This is a genomic window from Devosia soli, assembly GCF_000970455.1.
Lineage (GTDB): Bacteria > Pseudomonadota > Alphaproteobacteria > Rhizobiales > Devosiaceae > Devosia > Devosia soli.
Window position 1 is genome coordinate 116,655 of the sequence record NZ_LAJG01000005.1, and the last position, 15,339, is coordinate 131,993.

At 60.5% G+C, this 15,339-nt stretch carries 15 protein-coding genes; 2 read left to right on the forward strand and 13 right to left on the reverse strand.

Annotation, left to right across the window (positions count from 1 at the left end):
* Positions 1-14: 14 nt before the first annotated feature.
* Both VW35_RS01245 and VW35_RS01250 read right to left on the reverse strand, forming a co-directional pair.
* The gene (locus tag VW35_RS01245) at positions 15-1,079 is read right to left on the reverse strand and encodes an ABC transporter ATP-binding protein (RefSeq protein ID WP_046141207.1); all 1,065 of its coding nucleotides are present in this window, start codon (positions 1,077-1,079) and stop codon (positions 15-17) included.
* A gap of 116 nt (positions 1,080-1,195) precedes the next feature.
* Positions 1,196-2,044 carry a MurR/RpiR family transcriptional regulator gene (locus tag VW35_RS01250; RefSeq protein ID WP_046141208.1) on the reverse strand — a complete coding sequence of 283 codons (849 nt, stop codon included), beginning with the start codon at positions 2,042-2,044 and terminating at the stop codon, positions 1,196-1,198.
* Positions 2,045-2,152: 108 nt separating this feature from the next.
* On the opposite strand from VW35_RS01250, the gene murQ reads away from it, so the two are divergent.
* A complete protein-coding gene (murQ, locus tag VW35_RS01255) occupies positions 2,153-3,088 on the forward strand; it encodes an N-acetylmuramic acid 6-phosphate etherase (protein ID WP_046141209.1) in 936 nt (311 codons plus the stop codon).
* Between the two features lie 3 nt (positions 3,089-3,091).
* The gene (locus VW35_RS01260) at positions 3,092-4,108 is read left to right on the forward strand and encodes a serine hydrolase domain-containing protein (RefSeq protein WP_046141210.1); all 1,017 of its coding nucleotides are present in this window, start codon (positions 3,092-3,094) and stop codon (positions 4,106-4,108) included.
* A gap of 19 nt (positions 4,109-4,127) precedes the next feature.
* On the opposite strand, the gene VW35_RS01265 is transcribed toward VW35_RS01260, so the two are convergent.
* The 11 genes from VW35_RS01265 to VW35_RS01315 form a co-directional block, all read right to left on the reverse strand.
* Positions 4,128-5,192 (reverse strand): Gfo/Idh/MocA family protein, encoded by a 1,065-nt coding sequence (locus tag VW35_RS01265; RefSeq protein ID WP_046141211.1) that lies wholly within the window; start codon positions 5,190-5,192, stop codon positions 4,128-4,130.
* A 21-nt stretch (positions 5,193-5,213) separates the two neighbouring features.
* A complete protein-coding gene (locus VW35_RS01270; protein WP_046141212.1) occupies positions 5,214-6,137 on the reverse strand; it encodes an ABC transporter permease in 924 nt (307 codons plus the stop codon).
* 9 nt (positions 6,138-6,146) lie between these two features.
* Complete coding sequence (locus VW35_RS01275) at positions 6,147-7,121, reverse strand: ABC transporter permease (protein ID WP_046141213.1); 975 nt, start codon at positions 7,119-7,121, stop codon at positions 6,147-6,149.
* Between the two features lie 67 nt (positions 7,122-7,188).
* Positions 7,189-8,745, reverse strand: a complete 1,557-nt coding sequence (locus VW35_RS01280; RefSeq protein ID WP_046141214.1) for an ABC transporter substrate-binding protein — start codon at positions 8,743-8,745, stop codon at positions 7,189-7,191.
* A gap of 102 nt (positions 8,746-8,847) precedes the next feature.
* Positions 8,848-10,407, reverse strand: coding sequence for an ABC transporter substrate-binding protein (locus tag VW35_RS01285; protein WP_046141215.1), 1,560 nt, complete (start codon positions 10,405-10,407; stop codon positions 8,848-8,850).
* Entirely contained in the window at positions 10,404-11,480 is a 1,077-nt protein-coding gene (locus tag VW35_RS01290) for a Gfo/Idh/MocA family protein (protein ID WP_046141216.1), read from the reverse strand. The genes VW35_RS01285 and VW35_RS01290 overlap by 4 nt, the downstream gene beginning before the upstream one ends.
* Positions 11,477-12,382: an NAD-dependent epimerase/dehydratase family protein gene (locus VW35_RS01295; protein WP_046141217.1), complete on the reverse strand. Its 906-nt coding sequence runs from the start codon at positions 12,380-12,382 to the stop codon at positions 11,477-11,479. The genes VW35_RS01290 and VW35_RS01295 overlap by 4 nt, the downstream gene beginning before the upstream one ends.
* On the reverse strand, positions 12,379-13,056 hold the full coding sequence (locus VW35_RS01300) for a GntR family transcriptional regulator (RefSeq protein WP_046141218.1): 678 nt from the start codon (positions 13,054-13,056) through the stop codon (positions 12,379-12,381). The genes VW35_RS01295 and VW35_RS01300 overlap by 4 nt, the downstream gene beginning before the upstream one ends.
* Positions 13,053-13,952 (reverse strand): dihydrodipicolinate synthase family protein, encoded by a 900-nt coding sequence (locus tag VW35_RS01305; RefSeq protein ID WP_046141219.1) that lies wholly within the window; start codon positions 13,950-13,952, stop codon positions 13,053-13,055. Before VW35_RS01305 ends, VW35_RS01300 begins: the two co-directional genes overlap by 4 nt.
* Positions 13,949-14,431 (reverse strand): ureidoglycolate lyase, encoded by a 483-nt coding sequence (locus VW35_RS01310; RefSeq protein ID WP_052951415.1) that lies wholly within the window; start codon positions 14,429-14,431, stop codon positions 13,949-13,951. Before VW35_RS01310 ends, VW35_RS01305 begins: the two co-directional genes overlap by 4 nt.
* Positions 14,431-15,339 carry a polysaccharide deacetylase family protein gene (locus tag VW35_RS01315; protein WP_046141220.1) on the reverse strand — a complete coding sequence of 303 codons (909 nt, stop codon included), beginning with the start codon at positions 15,337-15,339 and terminating at the stop codon, positions 14,431-14,433. The genes VW35_RS01310 and VW35_RS01315 overlap by 1 nt, the downstream gene beginning before the upstream one ends.

The window sequence follows — 15,339 nt, forward strand, 5'->3', positions numbered from 1 at the left end:
AGTGTGCCGGTGCCCTAAAGCGCCAGCCGCCGACCATCCTCGGCGGAAAAATAGTGCGCCGAGCTGGGCTCGACCGTCACGGTCACGGCCTCGTCCGGCGCATAAAGATCGTTCGGCGTGGTGCGGGCAGCCAGCAGTGTTCCGTCCGCGAGACGCGAATAGACGTAAGCGTTATCGCCAAGATATTCGGTGTAAACGACCGTGGCCCAGAGCCCATCCTCGAAGTGTCCGCGCGTCAGGCGTACGGCATCCGGACGCAGTCCGAGCTTGAGGCTCGGGGCGCTTGGCAGGGGTCCGGTTGCGACGCTGCCGCCATTGGCCAACGAAAGCCGTGCGCCATCTGAAGCGACATCGATCAGCGTCATCCGTGGAGAACCGATAAATGTCGCGACGAACGTATTCGCCGGAGTCTCGTAGAGTTCACGGGGCGAGCCAACCTGCTCGATGCGGCCTGCGTTCATGACGACGATCTTGTCGGCGAGCGTCATGGCTTCGACCTGATCATGAGTCACATAGACCATGGTGCCGCCGATATCGCGATGGAGCTTGGCGATCTCGAGACGAACCTCCGAGCGCAGAGCAGCGTCGAGATTGGACAGCGGCTCGTCGAGGAGAAAAACTTCCGGCTTGCGGACCAGCGCGCGGCCGATCGCGACCCGCTGGCGCTGACCCCCGGACAATTCCCGCGGCTTGCGCTTGAGCAGCGCTTCAAGCCGAAGCATGCGCGCGGTGTCGGCGATGCGGCCTTCGACTTCCTGCTTGCTCAACCCCATGAGCCTGGCGCCGAAAGCCATGTTTTCGTAAACGTCCATATGCGGATAGAGCGCATAGGACTGAAACACCATGGCGATGCCGCGCCGCGAAGGCGGCACGTCGTTCATGCGCTGATCGTTGAGGAAGAATTCGCCCTCGGTAATTGGGTCGAGACCGGCGATGAGGCGTAGTAGCGTGGATTTTCCGCAGCCGGATGGGCCGACGAAAACGGCAAATTCCCGGTCACCGATTTCGAGATCGATGCCATGCAGCACATCGGCGGTCCGGAAGCGCTTCTTGATGCCGCGCAGCGATAGTCGAGCCACTGGAGGTTCTCCGCCTGTTCCAGCAACACTCCCCTCGCGAGTGCCGCAGCTTGGAATACTAAATTCCTACTTTTTGTTGTGTCAAGAATATAAAATTACACAGCTCAGTAAGGCCATCACACTTTGAGCACGGTGACGGCCGTCTCGCTGCGATGGATATAATCATAGGCGTCAGCCTGGCGGCGCAGCAGCAGGATGAAAAGCATGTCCATCAGCATGAGCTGGGCGTCGCGCGAGGTGATGGCGGACGAGCGCACGCGCTCTTCGTCGGCGACCGTGAAAAGGCTGATATCGGCAAGCTCGAGCAGCGGGTTTGGCTGCAATCCGGTCACAGACAGGAGCTTCGCCCCGCGCGCCTTGGCGATCTCTGCAATGCGCAGCGTTTCGACGCTCCGGCCCGAATGCGACAGCGCGACGATGAGATCCTCTCCATTGAGCGCCGACGCGTTGGAGATTTGGATATGGCTGTCGCTGTCGACCAATACCGTGCGGCCGAGCTTGAGCAGCTTATAGGAGAAATCTCGCGCAACGAGTGAAGACGCCCCTACGCCTGCCAGCTGTATCCGGCGAGCGCTCATCAGCGCGTCGAGGGCGAGGTCGATCTTCTCCTCGGTATTGACCGCAGTTGTCTCGCGCATGGAGAGGAGTTTTGAGCCGATCAGCTTCTGCAGGATTGTCAGGTAGCTGTCGCTCGCGTCTATGCTGCCGTGGATAACACCGGCCGGTGCGTGAAATTCCTGCGCCTTGGCCTTGTTCACATCGAGCTTGAGCTGCTGATACCCTTCGTAGCCGAGCTTCTGACTGAACTTGACGACACTCGATTGGCTACGACCCGTTGCTTCGGCCAGAGCCGCGGATGACATCGTCAGCATTTGTTCGGGATGGTCGAGGATGAAGCGGGCGATTTGTTGATCGGCCTGCGTCATCGCGTCGATCTTGGCGCTCAAAATCTTGAGGATGGACAAGCTCGGCTCCTCCGCTCGACATTTTCATGATTGGAATATTCTATTCCTCGTTTCGTTGACAAGTGGAATATTCGCTCCTAGCATTTGGCCAAATGCAAGGTGAGACGCATGGCAAAACGCGCCCTGATGGCTGAACTCGAAACGCTGGTTTCGGAAGCGCGCAACCCGAACACGGTCGATATCGACCTGATGTCGACGCGCGAAATCCTCTTCTCCATGAACCGCGAGGACCAGAACGCGCCCCTGGCGGTCCAGAAGGTGATCCCTGAAATCGCGCAGGCCGTTGACCGCATTGTCGATGCCTTTCGCATGGGTGGCAGATTGATTTATTTCGGCGCGGGAACCAGCGGCCGGCTCGGCGTGCTCGACGCGTCCGAGTGTCCACCCACATTTGGCGTGCCTCCAGAGATGGTGGTCGGTATCATTGCCGGCGGGGATCGTGCCCTTCGCCACCCGATCGAAGGGGCAGAAGACTCGCCCGAAGAGGGTCGCAGGGACCTTGAGCGCGTTAATCTCGAGGCGCGCGATGTGGCAGTCGGCATAGCCGTCAGCGGACGCACGCCCTACGTGATCGGTGGGTTGGATTATGCAAAGTCGATTGGCGCAACGACGGTGGCGCTGTCCTGCAATCCAGATTCGACCATCGCGCGGCAAGCCGATATCGCCATTTCGCCAGTGGTAGGGCCAGAGGCCGTGACCGGATCGACGCGTCTTAAGTCCGGGACAGCGCAAAAGCTCGTCCTCAACATGCTGACCACTGCCAGCATGATCCGGATAGGCAAGACCTTTCAAAACCTGATGGTTGACCTCTCGGTCTCAAACCAGAAGCTCGAAGCGCGCGCCGTTCGTATTCTTGTCGAAGTATCCGGATGCACGCCCGAAGACGCCGAGCGCTATCTTGCGGCGAGCGGCAACAGCGTCAAGCTCGCCATTCTGATGGCACTGACCGGAATGGATAAGGGCGCGGCGGAGCGGTCCTTGGCAGGGGCAAATGGTTTCCTTCGACGCGCTGCCAATCTGGACGTGCCGCGCGCGGCGGGTTGATCGATGGCAACCGAGGCGCCAGATCCGGCGCTCGATCAGGTTTTCGAAACCGCCTTTTCTCCGGTGCGCCGGGCGATTGAGGATAAGCGCATCCCGGGCGCCGTGTTCGGCGTGGTGGACCTGAAACGGGGCCGGCGCGCTTCAGCGGCAGGCCTTGCGCAGATCGTACCCGATAAGCGAGAAATGACGCTCGACACCTGGTTTGACCTCGCGTCGCTGACCAAGGTATTGTTCACAACGCCCCGCATTCTCCAATTGGCGGAAGAGGGTCGGATCGATCTCGATGCGCCGCTTACCTCTGTCATTCCAGATTTTCGCCAGTATGAACCCGGCGCCTGGGAACGAAAGGTGACTTTCCGTCAGTGCCTGGGACATCAGACGGCGTTTCCGGCATCGGTGCCGATCTTCACCTATGGAGACAATCCAAAGCTGCTTCGGCATTTCGTGCTACAGCATCCATGGATTGCGGGCCCGTCGGCCTATTCGGATATCAATTTCATCCTTTTGGGCATTGCCCTGGAGCGGCTCGAGGGCAGGTCTATCCGCGAGATGGATGCTGGTGAAGGTTTTGCCTTCGCCGGTCCTCGGGACCGGACCGCTGCAACCGAGAATTGTCCTTGGCGCGGCCGCGTCCTGGTAGGCGAAGTTCACGACGAAAACTGTTTTGCGCTGGAAGGGGCCGGCAATGCCGGACTATTCGGCACAGCTACTGCCCTGTTGGACCGCGCATTAGAGCTTTTGGAAACGAAGAATCAGCCGGTGGTCCAGCTGATGCGGACGCGGCTCGCCGCGCACCGCACTCATGGCTGGGAGTGCGCCAACCTGGGCTGGTCGGGCGGAGACACGGCAAACGCCGAGACGATCGGGCATACGGGCTTTACGGGCACGGGCCTGTGGATCGATTTTGCACGCGACCGGGCTTGGACCCTTCTCACCAATCGCGTGCATCCGAGCCGGTGGAAAGACAGCGGTATTTTTGCGCTGCGCCGCCAGGTGGCCGATATCATCAACGCAGCCTGAGTTTCCCTGAGCCTCAGGCTCAGGGCAGATCGACCCAGGCTCGCGTTTGCGTTGACGTCTTTACCGCATCAAGCACCTGTTGGTTTTTGAGGCCATCGTGGAAGGTTGCGCCACGACCAAGGGCCCTGCCCTCGCGAATAGCTGCCGTCAGTTCGCGCAGCGCCGCGACGACTGACACATTCCATATTCCCTTGTTGAGGCCTGGAAGTTGCGCATTGGGATCATCGACGGTGATGTCCTTGAAACTTTCCCCTGCCTTGGCAAACATCAGGCGTTCGGTGTCATTGTCGAGCAAGATCGTGCCCTTAGAGCCGAAAACCTGCGTCAGGTTGCCGATATTGTTTGCAGCGACGCCGGACATGAAGACCTGCGCCAGCGCGCCGTTTGCCATCTCGAGGGTGAAATAGGCGAGATCGTCCGCAGTTGCCGTCCACGCCTCGCCGGTTTTTTTGTCAATGCGATCCGGGATGACCGTCAGCGCCTGGCCAACGACCGATCGCACAGGGCCGAGCCACCAGCGCAGCATGTCGACCTGATGGCTGCCATTCGCGCCTAGCCGGCCACCACCCTGTTCGGCAAGGCTCCACCAGTCCCCTTTCGGTCGGCTGGCAGGATTGGCCCAGGATGCGCCGATATTGGCAATGTTGACGTGACGGACATCGCCGAGTTCGCCCGAGGCTATGAGCTCGGCAACGCGAGCGCGATTAGGGTTGAAACGCAGCTCGTGGTCGATCATGTGGACGCGGCCAAGCGCCTCGGCCTTTTCGAGCATGGTCTTGGCTTCTGTTGCGTCCATGGCCGTCGGCTTCTCGCAGAGCACATGAGCGCCGCGCTCGAGTGCGGCCAGCGTGATGGGCGCATGCAGGTCGGTGGGCGTTGCGATCAGGACGAGGTCGAGCTGGTGGTTGTCGAGCATCGTCTGCCAGTCGTCATAAGCAGCGCCGACGCCGAATTCGGACGCAGCCGATTGGGCGCTTTCGAGGCGGCTGGAGGCAATGGCGACGACTTCCGTCCCCTCAACATGGCGTAGGGCGGGCAAGTAGGCAGCGCGGGCAAAGCTTGCCCCGACAATTCCGATTTTCATTTTGTCTTTCCGGTTTCGGGGTCAGGCCATCGTCTTGAGGCGCGGATCGAGGAAATCGCGCAGCCAATCGCCGAGTATGTTGAAGGACAGCACGGTCAGGACAATCGCCATGCCGGGGAAGAAGGCTAGCCACCACTTATTGGCCATCAGCTGATCGCGGCTATCGGCAAGCATCGCGCCCCAGGTCGGCACATCGGGCGGAACGCCGAGACCGAGGAAGGAGAGTGAGGCTTCCGAGAGGATCACCGAAGCGACGTTGAACGAGGCGATGACGGTGAGTGGGGCGATGATATTGGGCAGGATGGTGCGGAAGATGATGAGGAAGGTCGGATCGCCCAGGGCACGAGCGGCCTCCACATACTCCTTCTCGCGGATGGAGAGCGTCTGGGCTCGGACGATGCGGGCATAAGTGACCCATTGGCCGACACCCAGCACGATAATGATGTTCATCACGCCCGGCCCGAGGATCACGAGGAACATGATGGCGAGGAGGATGAAAGGGAAAGCGAGCTGAATGTCGCCTAGACGCATGATGACGTCATCGATCCAGCCGCCGAAATAGCCGGCGAGAAGGCCGGCGATGACGCCGATGGTGCCGCCTACGAGAATTGCGCAGATGCCGACGAGGAGCGAAACGCGGGCGCCATAAAGGAGGCGTGAGAGCACATCACGGCCAAGACCGTCCGTACCAAGGAGGAAAAAGGCGTTGCGCCGGCCCTCGGTCAGCGGATCGGCAAGCCGCATCATGATGTCCTGCCGATTGGGATCGAGTGGCGAAATCCACGGCCCGAAGATGGCGGCGATGGCAACACAGATGAGGATGAGCGCAGCCACGACCGGCCATTTGGCTTGGACCATGGAGCGGATGGCGCGGCGGAATTCGCGCCGCCGATGCGACATGGGTCGCGTAACGATGACGGGGCGCCCTGCAGTTTCGACCGACATTGGGGCCTCCTAGAGTTTCACGCGGGGGTCGATCCGGGCATAGACCAGATCGACGATGAGATTGAGAGCAATAAACACCAGCGCCAGCGTAACGACGGCGGCCTGAACCACGGGAATGTCGCGCTGATTGATGGCGTTGAAGACGAGCCGGCCGATGCCGGGCCAGGAAAAGACCATTTCCACCACGACAACGCCGCCGATCAGGAAGCCGAATTCGAGGCCGATCATGGTGACGACGGGAAGCCAGGCATTGCGCAGGGCGTGGCGGATAACCACGGCGCGCTCGCTGATGCCCTTGGAGCGCGCGGTGCGGACAAAATCCTGTCCCAGCACTTCGAGCATGGAGGAGCGCACAAGTCGCGCATTGCGCGAGATCGAATAAAACGCCACCGCGAAGCCGGGCATGATCAGGTAGTAGAGCGTCTGCGGCAGGTTGGTGAAAGCGCGAACGAAGTCACCCTGGATCAGCGGCATGATGAAGGGCACATGCCCGGAGATCGGCAAGATGCGCAACTGCAGGCCGAAGAACATGATCATCATGATGCCGAGCCAGAAACTCGGGATCGACTGACCCAGCATGCCCATGGTCATGATCGAGCCATCCACAGCACTTCCGCGATTGAGCGAGGCCAGAACCCCGAGCGGGATTGCGACCACGATCGCCAGGAACATGGCAAACAGCGTCAGTTCCAGCGTTGCCGGCAGGGCCTCCATCACCGCTTCGATGGCGGGGCGCTTGTACGACAAGGAATTGCCGAAATCGCCACGGGCGAGATTGCCGAGGAAATTGATATATTGCTCAGGCAAGGACTTATCGAAGCCCAGCGCCTCTCGGGTGCGCTGGATTTCAGCTTCGGTCGCGCGTTCGCTGACATAGAGATAAGTGGGATCGCCGCTCATCTGCAGGGCGGTGAAGGTAATCAGCGTTACCCCGATGATGACGATGGCGCTTTGCAAAAGCCGCCTGACGATAAATGTCCACATACGCGGTCAACCGATCTTGGAGAGGCAGGGGATGCGCCGCGCTTCGGCGCATCCGGTTGGTTTGAGGCTACTGCTTGAGTGCCGCGGCAAAAAGCTCGATTTCTTCATCGCGCCGGGGCGTCCAGTCGATGCGATTGGAGACGCCGTAGAAGTCGGGCTGGAAGTAAAGCTGCAGCCATGGGCCTTCGTCGTAAAAGAGCTTGAGCATGCGATTGATGATCGGCCGCGCCTCTTCCACCGTGTCGGCGGCAAGAGCCAATTTCCAGTCATCGAACCAGCGCGGGTCCTTCCAGCTCTGGTAGTTCGTGGCGGCGTCAGGCGTCGAAAAGAGGCTCATGTCGTAGAGCGGGTTCCAGGTGACACCACCCTGCCCGAGGAAAAAGAGCGGTCCCATCTCCTTGGTGCGGAGGAGCGGTGAATAGACCGAAGCCCATTCGAGGAGTTCTACCTCGGTCTCGACCCCGATATCACTGAGATACTGGCCGATGGCCTGGACGACATTGGCGTCGTTGAGATACCGGCCGCGCGGCCCCTGAAGGCGAATGTTGAAGCGAACGCCGTTCTCGCCGCGAGGATAGCCAGCCTCATCGAGGAGCTTTTCGGCCATGTCCGGATCGTAGGGGACAGGCTTGAGGTCCGGATTGCCATTGGGCGGATTGACGAGGCTCGTCATGCGCTCGCATTCGGTGCCGAGAAGCTGGGTGCAGATGCTCGGAACATCGACGGCATATTGCAGCGCCCAGCGAACCTTTGGGTCCTGGATTTCCTTGGCGCCCGGCATGCCGGCAACGCCTTCGCCGAGGTTGAACCCAACCTGCATGCGGCGTGTACCGCTGACCTTCTCGACAACAGCCGTGCCCGAGGCATCGATTGCCTCGATCTGATCCGGCGCGACATTGGTGATGATATCGACATTGCCAGCGATCAGTTCGGCGGTGCGGGTCGACGCTTCGGGGATAACGCGCCAGACAATGGTATCGAAGGTGCCTGGGTCCTTGACCTTTTCAAGCACGATCTGCGAGCCGCGATCCCAGGACGCCAGGCGATAGGAACCCGAGCCGATGGGGTTTGCCGCCGCTTCCTCGAGCGTCATCTTCTCGTAGCTGTCTTTGCAGTGGATATAGACCTGCGCCATCATCCCCAGAGCGAGCGTCGTCTTGGCACTGAGATTGATCTTGACGTCGAGATCGTCGACGACCTCAGCGGATTTGAACCCTAGCGTCGTATAGACAAAGCCTGGCGTATTGCCGGTGAAGGCATTGGCCGGATCAGCTGCCCGATTGAACGAATAGGCGACGTCTTCCGCGGTCAGCGGTTCGCCATCGTCGCAGGTGAGGCCATCCTTGATCTTGAATGTATAGGCGAGCCCGTCGTCGCTGACCTTGGTATCCTCAACGAGGTAAGGCTCGACTTCGCCCTCGAAGGTGACGCGGAACAGCGTCGCGAAAATATGCTTGGCGATATTGGAATTGTCGCGGCTCGAAATCTGGGCCGGATCGAAAGTGGACGCGTCGGCGCTCAATCCCACGACAATCGTATTGTCGGGGGGAGCCGCCAAGGCTGTGGTCGAAAGCGCGGCGCCCAACAAGGCGGCGACGGCACCAAAGCGAAACAGTGTTCTCATTGTCATTCCCTCATTGACCTCCCGGATGCGCGTTCACGCCGGCTATGCTGCCGACCTGTGCCGGCACGCAGGGCTTCTCCTGACCCTGCGTGCCGAAATGCGTCACTGTGCGAGAGCGGTGTCGAACAGGTAGACCTTTTCGTCGCGGCGCGGTTCGAAGGTGACCCGCTTGGACACGCCGTAGAAGTCCGGCTGGAAGTAGAGCATCAGCCACGGCGGATCGTTGTAGAAGACCTCGAGCATGCGATCGATAACGGCGCGCTGCTCTTCGTCGGTCTTTGCTGCGGCGATTTCCGGCCAGCCATCGAACCAGGCCGGGTTCTTCCATTCGGTATAGTTGGTGCCCGCATCGACAGCCGAAAGGTCGGCCATGTCATAAAGGGCGCTCCAGGTGCCGCCACCCGAACCGAGGAGGAACATCGGGCCGACATCATGCTTCTGGATCAGCGGCACATAGACCGAGGCCCATTCCATCAGCTCGACATTGGTCTTGACGCCGATGTCATTGAGATACTGGCCGATGGCGAGAGCGACGTTGGCGTCGTTGAGATAGCGGCCGCGGGGCGCCTGGAAGGTGATTTCAAAGCGCGTACCGTCTTCACCGCGCGGATAGCCGGCGGCATCGAGCAGTTCTTCAGCCTTGTCCGGATCATAGGGATAAGGCGTGAGGCTCTTGTTGTCGTTGGGTGGATTGACGAGGCCAGTGGCACGCGTGCATTCGAAATTGAGGAGCTGCTTGCAGATGGCTTCGACGTCGACGGCATATTGCAGCGCCACGCGCACATCGGTCTTCTGGATAGCTTCACCGCCCGGCGAACCGGTGGCGAACGAATCCTTCATGTTGAAGCCGACATAGATACGGCGCGTGCCCTGGACGGATTTGACTTCCGCCGTACCGGAATTGTTGACGGCGTCGATCTGGTCGGGGGCGACATTGGTGATGATGTCGACATTGCCCGCGATCAGTTCGGCTGAGCGGGTCGAGGCTTCCGGAATGATGCGCCAGACGATGTTCTGGAAGCTGCCCGGATCCTTGATCTTTTCAAGAACGACCTGCGAGCCGCGGTCCCAGGAAGCGAGACGATAGGACCCCGAAGCGATCGGCTTGGCCGCCGCGTCTTCAAGGCTCATCTTCTCGTAGCTGTCCTTGCAGTGGATGAACACTTCCGCGATGAGCCCGAACGAAACGGGGTTCTTCTTGTCGAGGTTGATCTTGACCTCACGGTCGCTGACCACCTCGGCGCCGGCAAAGCCGATAGAGGAATAAACAAAGCCCGGGGTATTGCCGGTAAACGCATTGGCCGGATCAGCAGCGCGATTGAACGAATAGGCGACGTCTTCCGCAGTCAGTGCTTCGCCGTCTTCGCAGGTCAGGTCAGGCTTGAGCGTATAGGTGTAGCTTTTGCCATCTTCTGATTCCACGTACGATTCCGCCATCTGCGGGACGATCTGGCCTTCAGGGTCCACTTCGTAAAGGGTCCCGAAGATGTGCTTGGCGATATTGGAGTTGTCGCGGCTCGAAATATTGGCCGGATCGAAGGTCGAGGCATCTGCGGAGATGCCCACGACCAGGGTATCTGCAGGTGGGGCGGCATGGGCGGAAGCAAACGGCAGAATAAGCGCCGCCGTGCCTGCCATGAGAAGATATCTCACGGTGTTCATTGGGACGTCCTTTGCTGGAGTGCAGAGTGGTGAGTGGAGTGACCGATCTCTCGCTTCGCATTCGTATCGAGATCGGCCGGATTGATCGCTTGGCCCTGTTGTGAGGAGAGGATGCAGGCTTGAACCATGCGAAGCGAATTGAGGTGGTCGCGCCCGGTGCACGGCAGATCAGCCGTACCGCGCATGGCGGCGACGAAAGCGGCGAGGAGGGATTTGGCGTCGTTGATCCACTGCTCATATGGCGGGAGCGTAACCGGCGTTAGCTCGCTGTCGGCGTGGAGCGCATAGTTGAGCTCGCCGAACTGATCGTTTTGGACGACGACCCCGTTCCTGCACTCGCTGCGCCACTGAAAGCCCGGCTTTTGCCAATTGGACTGCCAGAGACCCTGATAATTGACCTCTACGCCGTTGGCGAAGCGGATGAGCGCGCTGACATTGGCGTCGTCGCGATACATCGACCAGCTCGGGTTGAAGGTCGAGCCGAAGACTGACACGGGTTCCGAGCGATAGACGTAGCGCATCAGGTCGAAGTGGTGGATCGACTGTTCCCAGAGCATGGGCTGATCCATGGTCAGGGGATATTTGTTGAAGTTTGGCCGCCAGCCATCGCGCCAGCGCTCATAGGTGAAGCGGCCGAATTCCGGCGCACCCACCGTCTCGTCAAAAAGGCGCAGCGTCTCCTGGGTGACGGGCAGGAAGCGGAAATTGAGCCCAACGGCGAGCGGCACGCCGGCATCTTCGGCCATCTCGACATAGCGCGCGGCGAGTTCAACGCTGTCGGCTAATGGCTTTTCCGCGAGAATGGCAATGCCGGCTTTGCATGCCAGCTCCATCTGCCTTTCTCGCCCACCAGGCGGGGTGGCGAGTAGCACGAAATCGGCATCCACCGTCGTGATGAGATCGAGGTCGGCGCTGGCAGCGGCTTCAGGCCATTGAGCAAGGGCGCGGGTCCGGGCCTCGTCCGAAGGATCGATCAGGCCGACGATGGTGCAGTCCGGATTTTCGCGAATGACGCGCATCCAGAATTGGGCCCGGGCACCAAGACCGACGAGGATGATGCGGAGCGGGCTCATGTGCGAGCCTCCGCAGCAAGAATCCGTGCAAGACCAGTGGGCAAAGCCGTCCACTCATAGAGCGCCGCAAGATCGAGCCGATCGCTACCCATGGGGAGGCGTTCAATGCGCGTGGTGTCGCCGATAACGATCTGCGCTTCGGGAATGAGGTCAGCAATCATCCGGGCAAGGTCGATATTGGCGATCGACTGGCCCGAAGTGAGATGAAAGACGCCGCGAAGAGGCGGTTGCTGACGCAACAGGGCGTCGAGCGCAAATGGGAGATCGGGAGCGAAAGTCCAGTCGCGGCGCTCGGCGGGCATGTCGACGATGATAGGTTCGTCCGAAAGCGCCATATTGAGCCAACGCCTCATGGGCGAAACCACGGTGCGGGTGTCACGGGGGCGTTCGTCCGGTCCGTAGATCGGTCCGAGGCGAATGGAGATCGCGCGCAGTTCGGTTGCGGCGGCAACGACGTCTTCCCCGGCGCGCTTCGCATTTGCATAAGGCAGGTCAGCGGTTGCGGCCGTGCTTTCAAGGTGAACGCCATCCCCATCCGTCGCGCTGAAGACACCTGACGAGGAGATGAAGACGAAGTCTTTGGCACCGCTCTCGCTTGCGTGGCGGAGGACCCGGTTCGTCAACGCGGTATTGGTAGAAAGAAGCACGTGCTCGGCTGCTGTACCGCCCTTCGCCGGAGTGGTGATCGCCGCACCGTGAATGACGAGGTCTGCGGGTGGCAGAGCCATTTCGTCAGAAAGGAGATCGCCCTCAATTAGGTCGATGTCCGCCAGGCGTTGACGCGTAGTTGGATCGAACAGCCGATCGACGGCAAACACTGCGTCGCCCAATGCCTTGAAACCTGCGGCGAGGTGCGAGCCGACAAAGCCACCAGCCCCAGTGATCAAGACGCGCCGCGTCATGGTGCGATCCCCAGTTCTTCCGGAGCGATCTGGGAGGCAGAACGGGTGTGATCCGAAATCAACGAAATGGCGCGGATCATGTCGCGGTTTTCGATCGCCTCGATGATCGGCGGATGATTGCGCGCGACCGCGCGAAGATCGCGATTGGCGCTGTTGCGAAGGGCCATGATCTGGCGGATACGGAGATAGAGATTGTCCCAGAAGCCGAGCATCAGGTCGTGGTCGGCGAGCCGGATCAGCGTGCGGTGGAAGGCTTCGTCGGCAGTATTGAGGGCCGCGAAATCACCACGCTCGGCTGCTTCGAACATCGCATCTGAGTGACGGCGCAATTCGGAAACATCGACCTGCCGTTCGACGATCCGACGAATGGCAAAGGCTTCGAACTGTTCTCGAAGACTGTAGAGCTCTTCTACCTCCTTGAGCGTGAGCGGTTTGACCCGCTTGCCCTTATAGGGCTCGCTTTCGATGAGGCCATCGGCCTCGAGGATCTGGATCGCCTCGCGCACGGGCGCACGGGAAACCTGCAACTGCTCGGCCAGCGCCATTTCGACGACGGGTGTGCCGGGCTTCATCGTGCCATTGAGGATGGCTTGGCGGATGATGTCGGCGACCGAAACGCGAAGCGGCACGTTCTCGATGCGGCTGATGTCGCCATTCGGTTCTGCCATAATCATGCTGCCTCGCCCTGTGCGATGGCTACAGCGCGGCTCAACGCCTCATTGTGCTCGACGCCGAGACGGACAAAGGGCGGCCGAACGACCGCATAGGCCTCGTCGCCATGGCGCAGGGCCGTGGCGGCCTTGATCGCCGGAATAAGCGGCAGGCTTTCGAAGATCTTGCGGACCGCCGTGACACCTCTCGCAATCTCGGCTTCTTCGGGTGTTCCGAGGGCGTGCATCAGGGCGACGATATTGCGCGCATTGACGTTTGCGGAGGCGCTGATGCAGCCAGCGCCTCCGGCCGCGACGTTTTGCGGGATCAGCGCTTCGGAAGCGGAATAGCTTTCAAGCTCTGGAAAAGCCTCGATCGCCGACCGGGTGTTTTCCCAATTGCCCGAGGAGTCCTTCAAGCCGACAAAAATGCCGGGATGCTTCTTGAGCAGCATCTCGATCAGGTTGAGCGTGATCGGCACGCCGGTCATCTGCGGGATATGGTAGAGGTAGATGCGGAGCGCGCTATTCGCCACACCATCTATGATCGCAGAATAGCTGTCGATCAGGCCCTGGTCCGTCACGCCCTTATAGTAGAACGGGGGCAGCATGAGCGTCCCAAGGCAACCGCGCCCAGTGGCGTGGCGCGTCAGCGCAATCGTATCGGTCAAAGCTGAGCAGCCCGTTCCTGGGATGAGGCGCTTGGGGTCGATGCCGCCTTCGATCAGGGCATCAAGCGCGTCGATGCGCTCGGAGACACTCATGGAATTGGCTTCGCTGGTCGTGCCGAAAGGTGCGAGCCCATCAGCGCCGTCTTCGAGCAAGGCCTTGGAATTGGTCACGAAGCGGGCAACGTCGACTTGAAGGTCGGCGGCAAAGGGCGTGATGGCGGGAACGTAGAGTTTTGGGGTCCGGGTCAAGCCTGAACCTCCTCGGATACGAGTTGAAGCGGAGAGATTTCGGTAAAGACGTCGTCATCATTGGCGCCGCGCCACATCAGGACGGCGAAGGCCCCTTCCCGGTCGATGACGCTGATGCCGGCATGCCAAACGCCCGGCGCATAGATAACGCCCAGGGTACCGGGAACGATAAAGGTCTCGACCTGATCCAGATCGGGCGTGCCATCGGCCAGCGAGGGCGCGACAGTGACGAGATAGCGGCTGACATCGAGCGGCACGAAGCACTGTGCGGCATGCGGGTGCCGCTCCAGCCGATCGACCACCGCCGGCACAGCAGTCATCGGCACCTTGTTGACGTGGAAGACTGGCGCAAGGCCATCCCCGCCAAGCCAGCGAGAATAAAAGGCGCGTTCGCCGAACTGAGCGGGGCGATCGATGATGGCGCCATAAGCAGCAAAACGATCGTGAGAAATGCTCGGTTGGATGGCGACCGACTGCATTACGCCACCTTCCCTTCCGGCGGCATGACGGCGCGCCAGTGATCGGCAATGTCGGCCCGACGGGCAATCCAGACGTCCTGGCTGGCAGCGACATGATCGAGAAATTTGACAAGGCCGGCAAAACGGCCGGGATGGCCGACCACGCGGGGATGAAGACCGATCGACATCATGCGCGGGGTCTGGCGACCTTCGGCGCGCAGCACCTCAAACGTGTCGATCAGGAACTGCGCATAATCGCCCGCCGTTTCGATGCCACCGCCCGCCAGGAGCTTGGCGTCATTGGTCACGAGCGAATAGGGCAGGACCAGATGCTGCTTACCCTCGACGCTGAGCCAATAGGGTACTTCGTCGTTGTAGGCGTCGCTATCATAGCTATAGCCGCCATGCTCGACGACGAGGCGCCTTGTGTGCGCACTTGGGCTATAACGGCAATACCAACCCTCCGGCGCTCGTCCGACCGAGTTAAGAATGCTGGCATGAGCCTTTGCGATGTGCTGGCGCTCGGTCGCCTCATCGAGATTGTAGTGCTCGATCCAGCGATATCCGTGCGCGACAATGTCCCAATCGGTCTCGGCGATGGCCTTGGCGACATCGCCATTGCGCTCGAGCGCGAGAGCTGCCGCGAAAATGGTCAGCGGCAGGTTGCGTTCGCGGAACAGGCGGTAGACGCGCCAGAAGCCAACGCGTGCACCATATTCATACATGCTTTCAGACGCGAAATCGCGGTCGCCGGTCTTGACCCGAACGGCATTGACCTCGATGAGCGCCCCTTCGGACCGCCCATCGCCGTCACCGAGGGAATATTCCGACCCTTCTTCGTAATTGAGCACGAAGTTGACCGCTACGCCGGCATTGCCGGGCCATCTTACGGTCGGTGGTCGATTGGCGTAACCGATGAAGTCGCGCAT

Coding starts and splice junctions, on each gene's coding strand:
- murQ (WP_046141209.1), top strand. CDS start 2,153: ATGGCAAAACGCGCCCTGATGGCTGAACTCGAAACGCTGGTTTCGGAA.
- VW35_RS01260 (WP_046141210.1), top strand. CDS start 3,092: ATGGCAACCGAGGCGCCAGATCCGGCGCTCGATCAGGTTTTCGAAACC.
- VW35_RS01265 (WP_046141211.1), bottom strand. CDS start 5,192: ATGAAAATCGGAATTGTCGGGGCAAGCTTTGCCCGCGCTGCCTACTTG.
- VW35_RS01270 (WP_046141212.1), bottom strand. CDS start 6,137: ATGTCGGTCGAAACTGCAGGGCGCCCCGTCATCGTTACGCGACCCATG.
- VW35_RS01275 (WP_046141213.1), bottom strand. CDS start 7,121: ATGTGGACATTTATCGTCAGGCGGCTTTTGCAAAGCGCCATCGTCATC.
- VW35_RS01280 (WP_046141214.1), bottom strand. CDS start 8,745: ATGAGAACACTGTTTCGCTTTGGTGCCGTCGCCGCCTTGTTGGGCGCC.
- VW35_RS01285 (WP_046141215.1), bottom strand. CDS start 10,407: ATGAACACCGTGAGATATCTTCTCATGGCAGGCACGGCGGCGCTTATT.
- VW35_RS01290 (WP_046141216.1), bottom strand. CDS start 11,480: ATGAGCCCGCTCCGCATCATCCTCGTCGGTCTTGGTGCCCGGGCCCAA.
- VW35_RS01295 (WP_046141217.1), bottom strand. CDS start 12,382: ATGACGCGGCGCGTCTTGATCACTGGGGCTGGTGGCTTTGTCGGCTCG.
- VW35_RS01300 (WP_046141218.1), bottom strand. CDS start 13,056: ATGATTATGGCAGAACCGAATGGCGACATCAGCCGCATCGAGAACGTG.
- VW35_RS01310 (WP_052951415.1), bottom strand. CDS start 14,431: ATGCAGTCGGTCGCCATCCAACCGAGCATTTCTCACGATCGTTTTGCT.
- VW35_RS01315 (WP_046141220.1), bottom strand. CDS start 15,339: ATGCGCGACTTCATCGGTTACGCCAATCGACCACCGACCGTAAGATGG.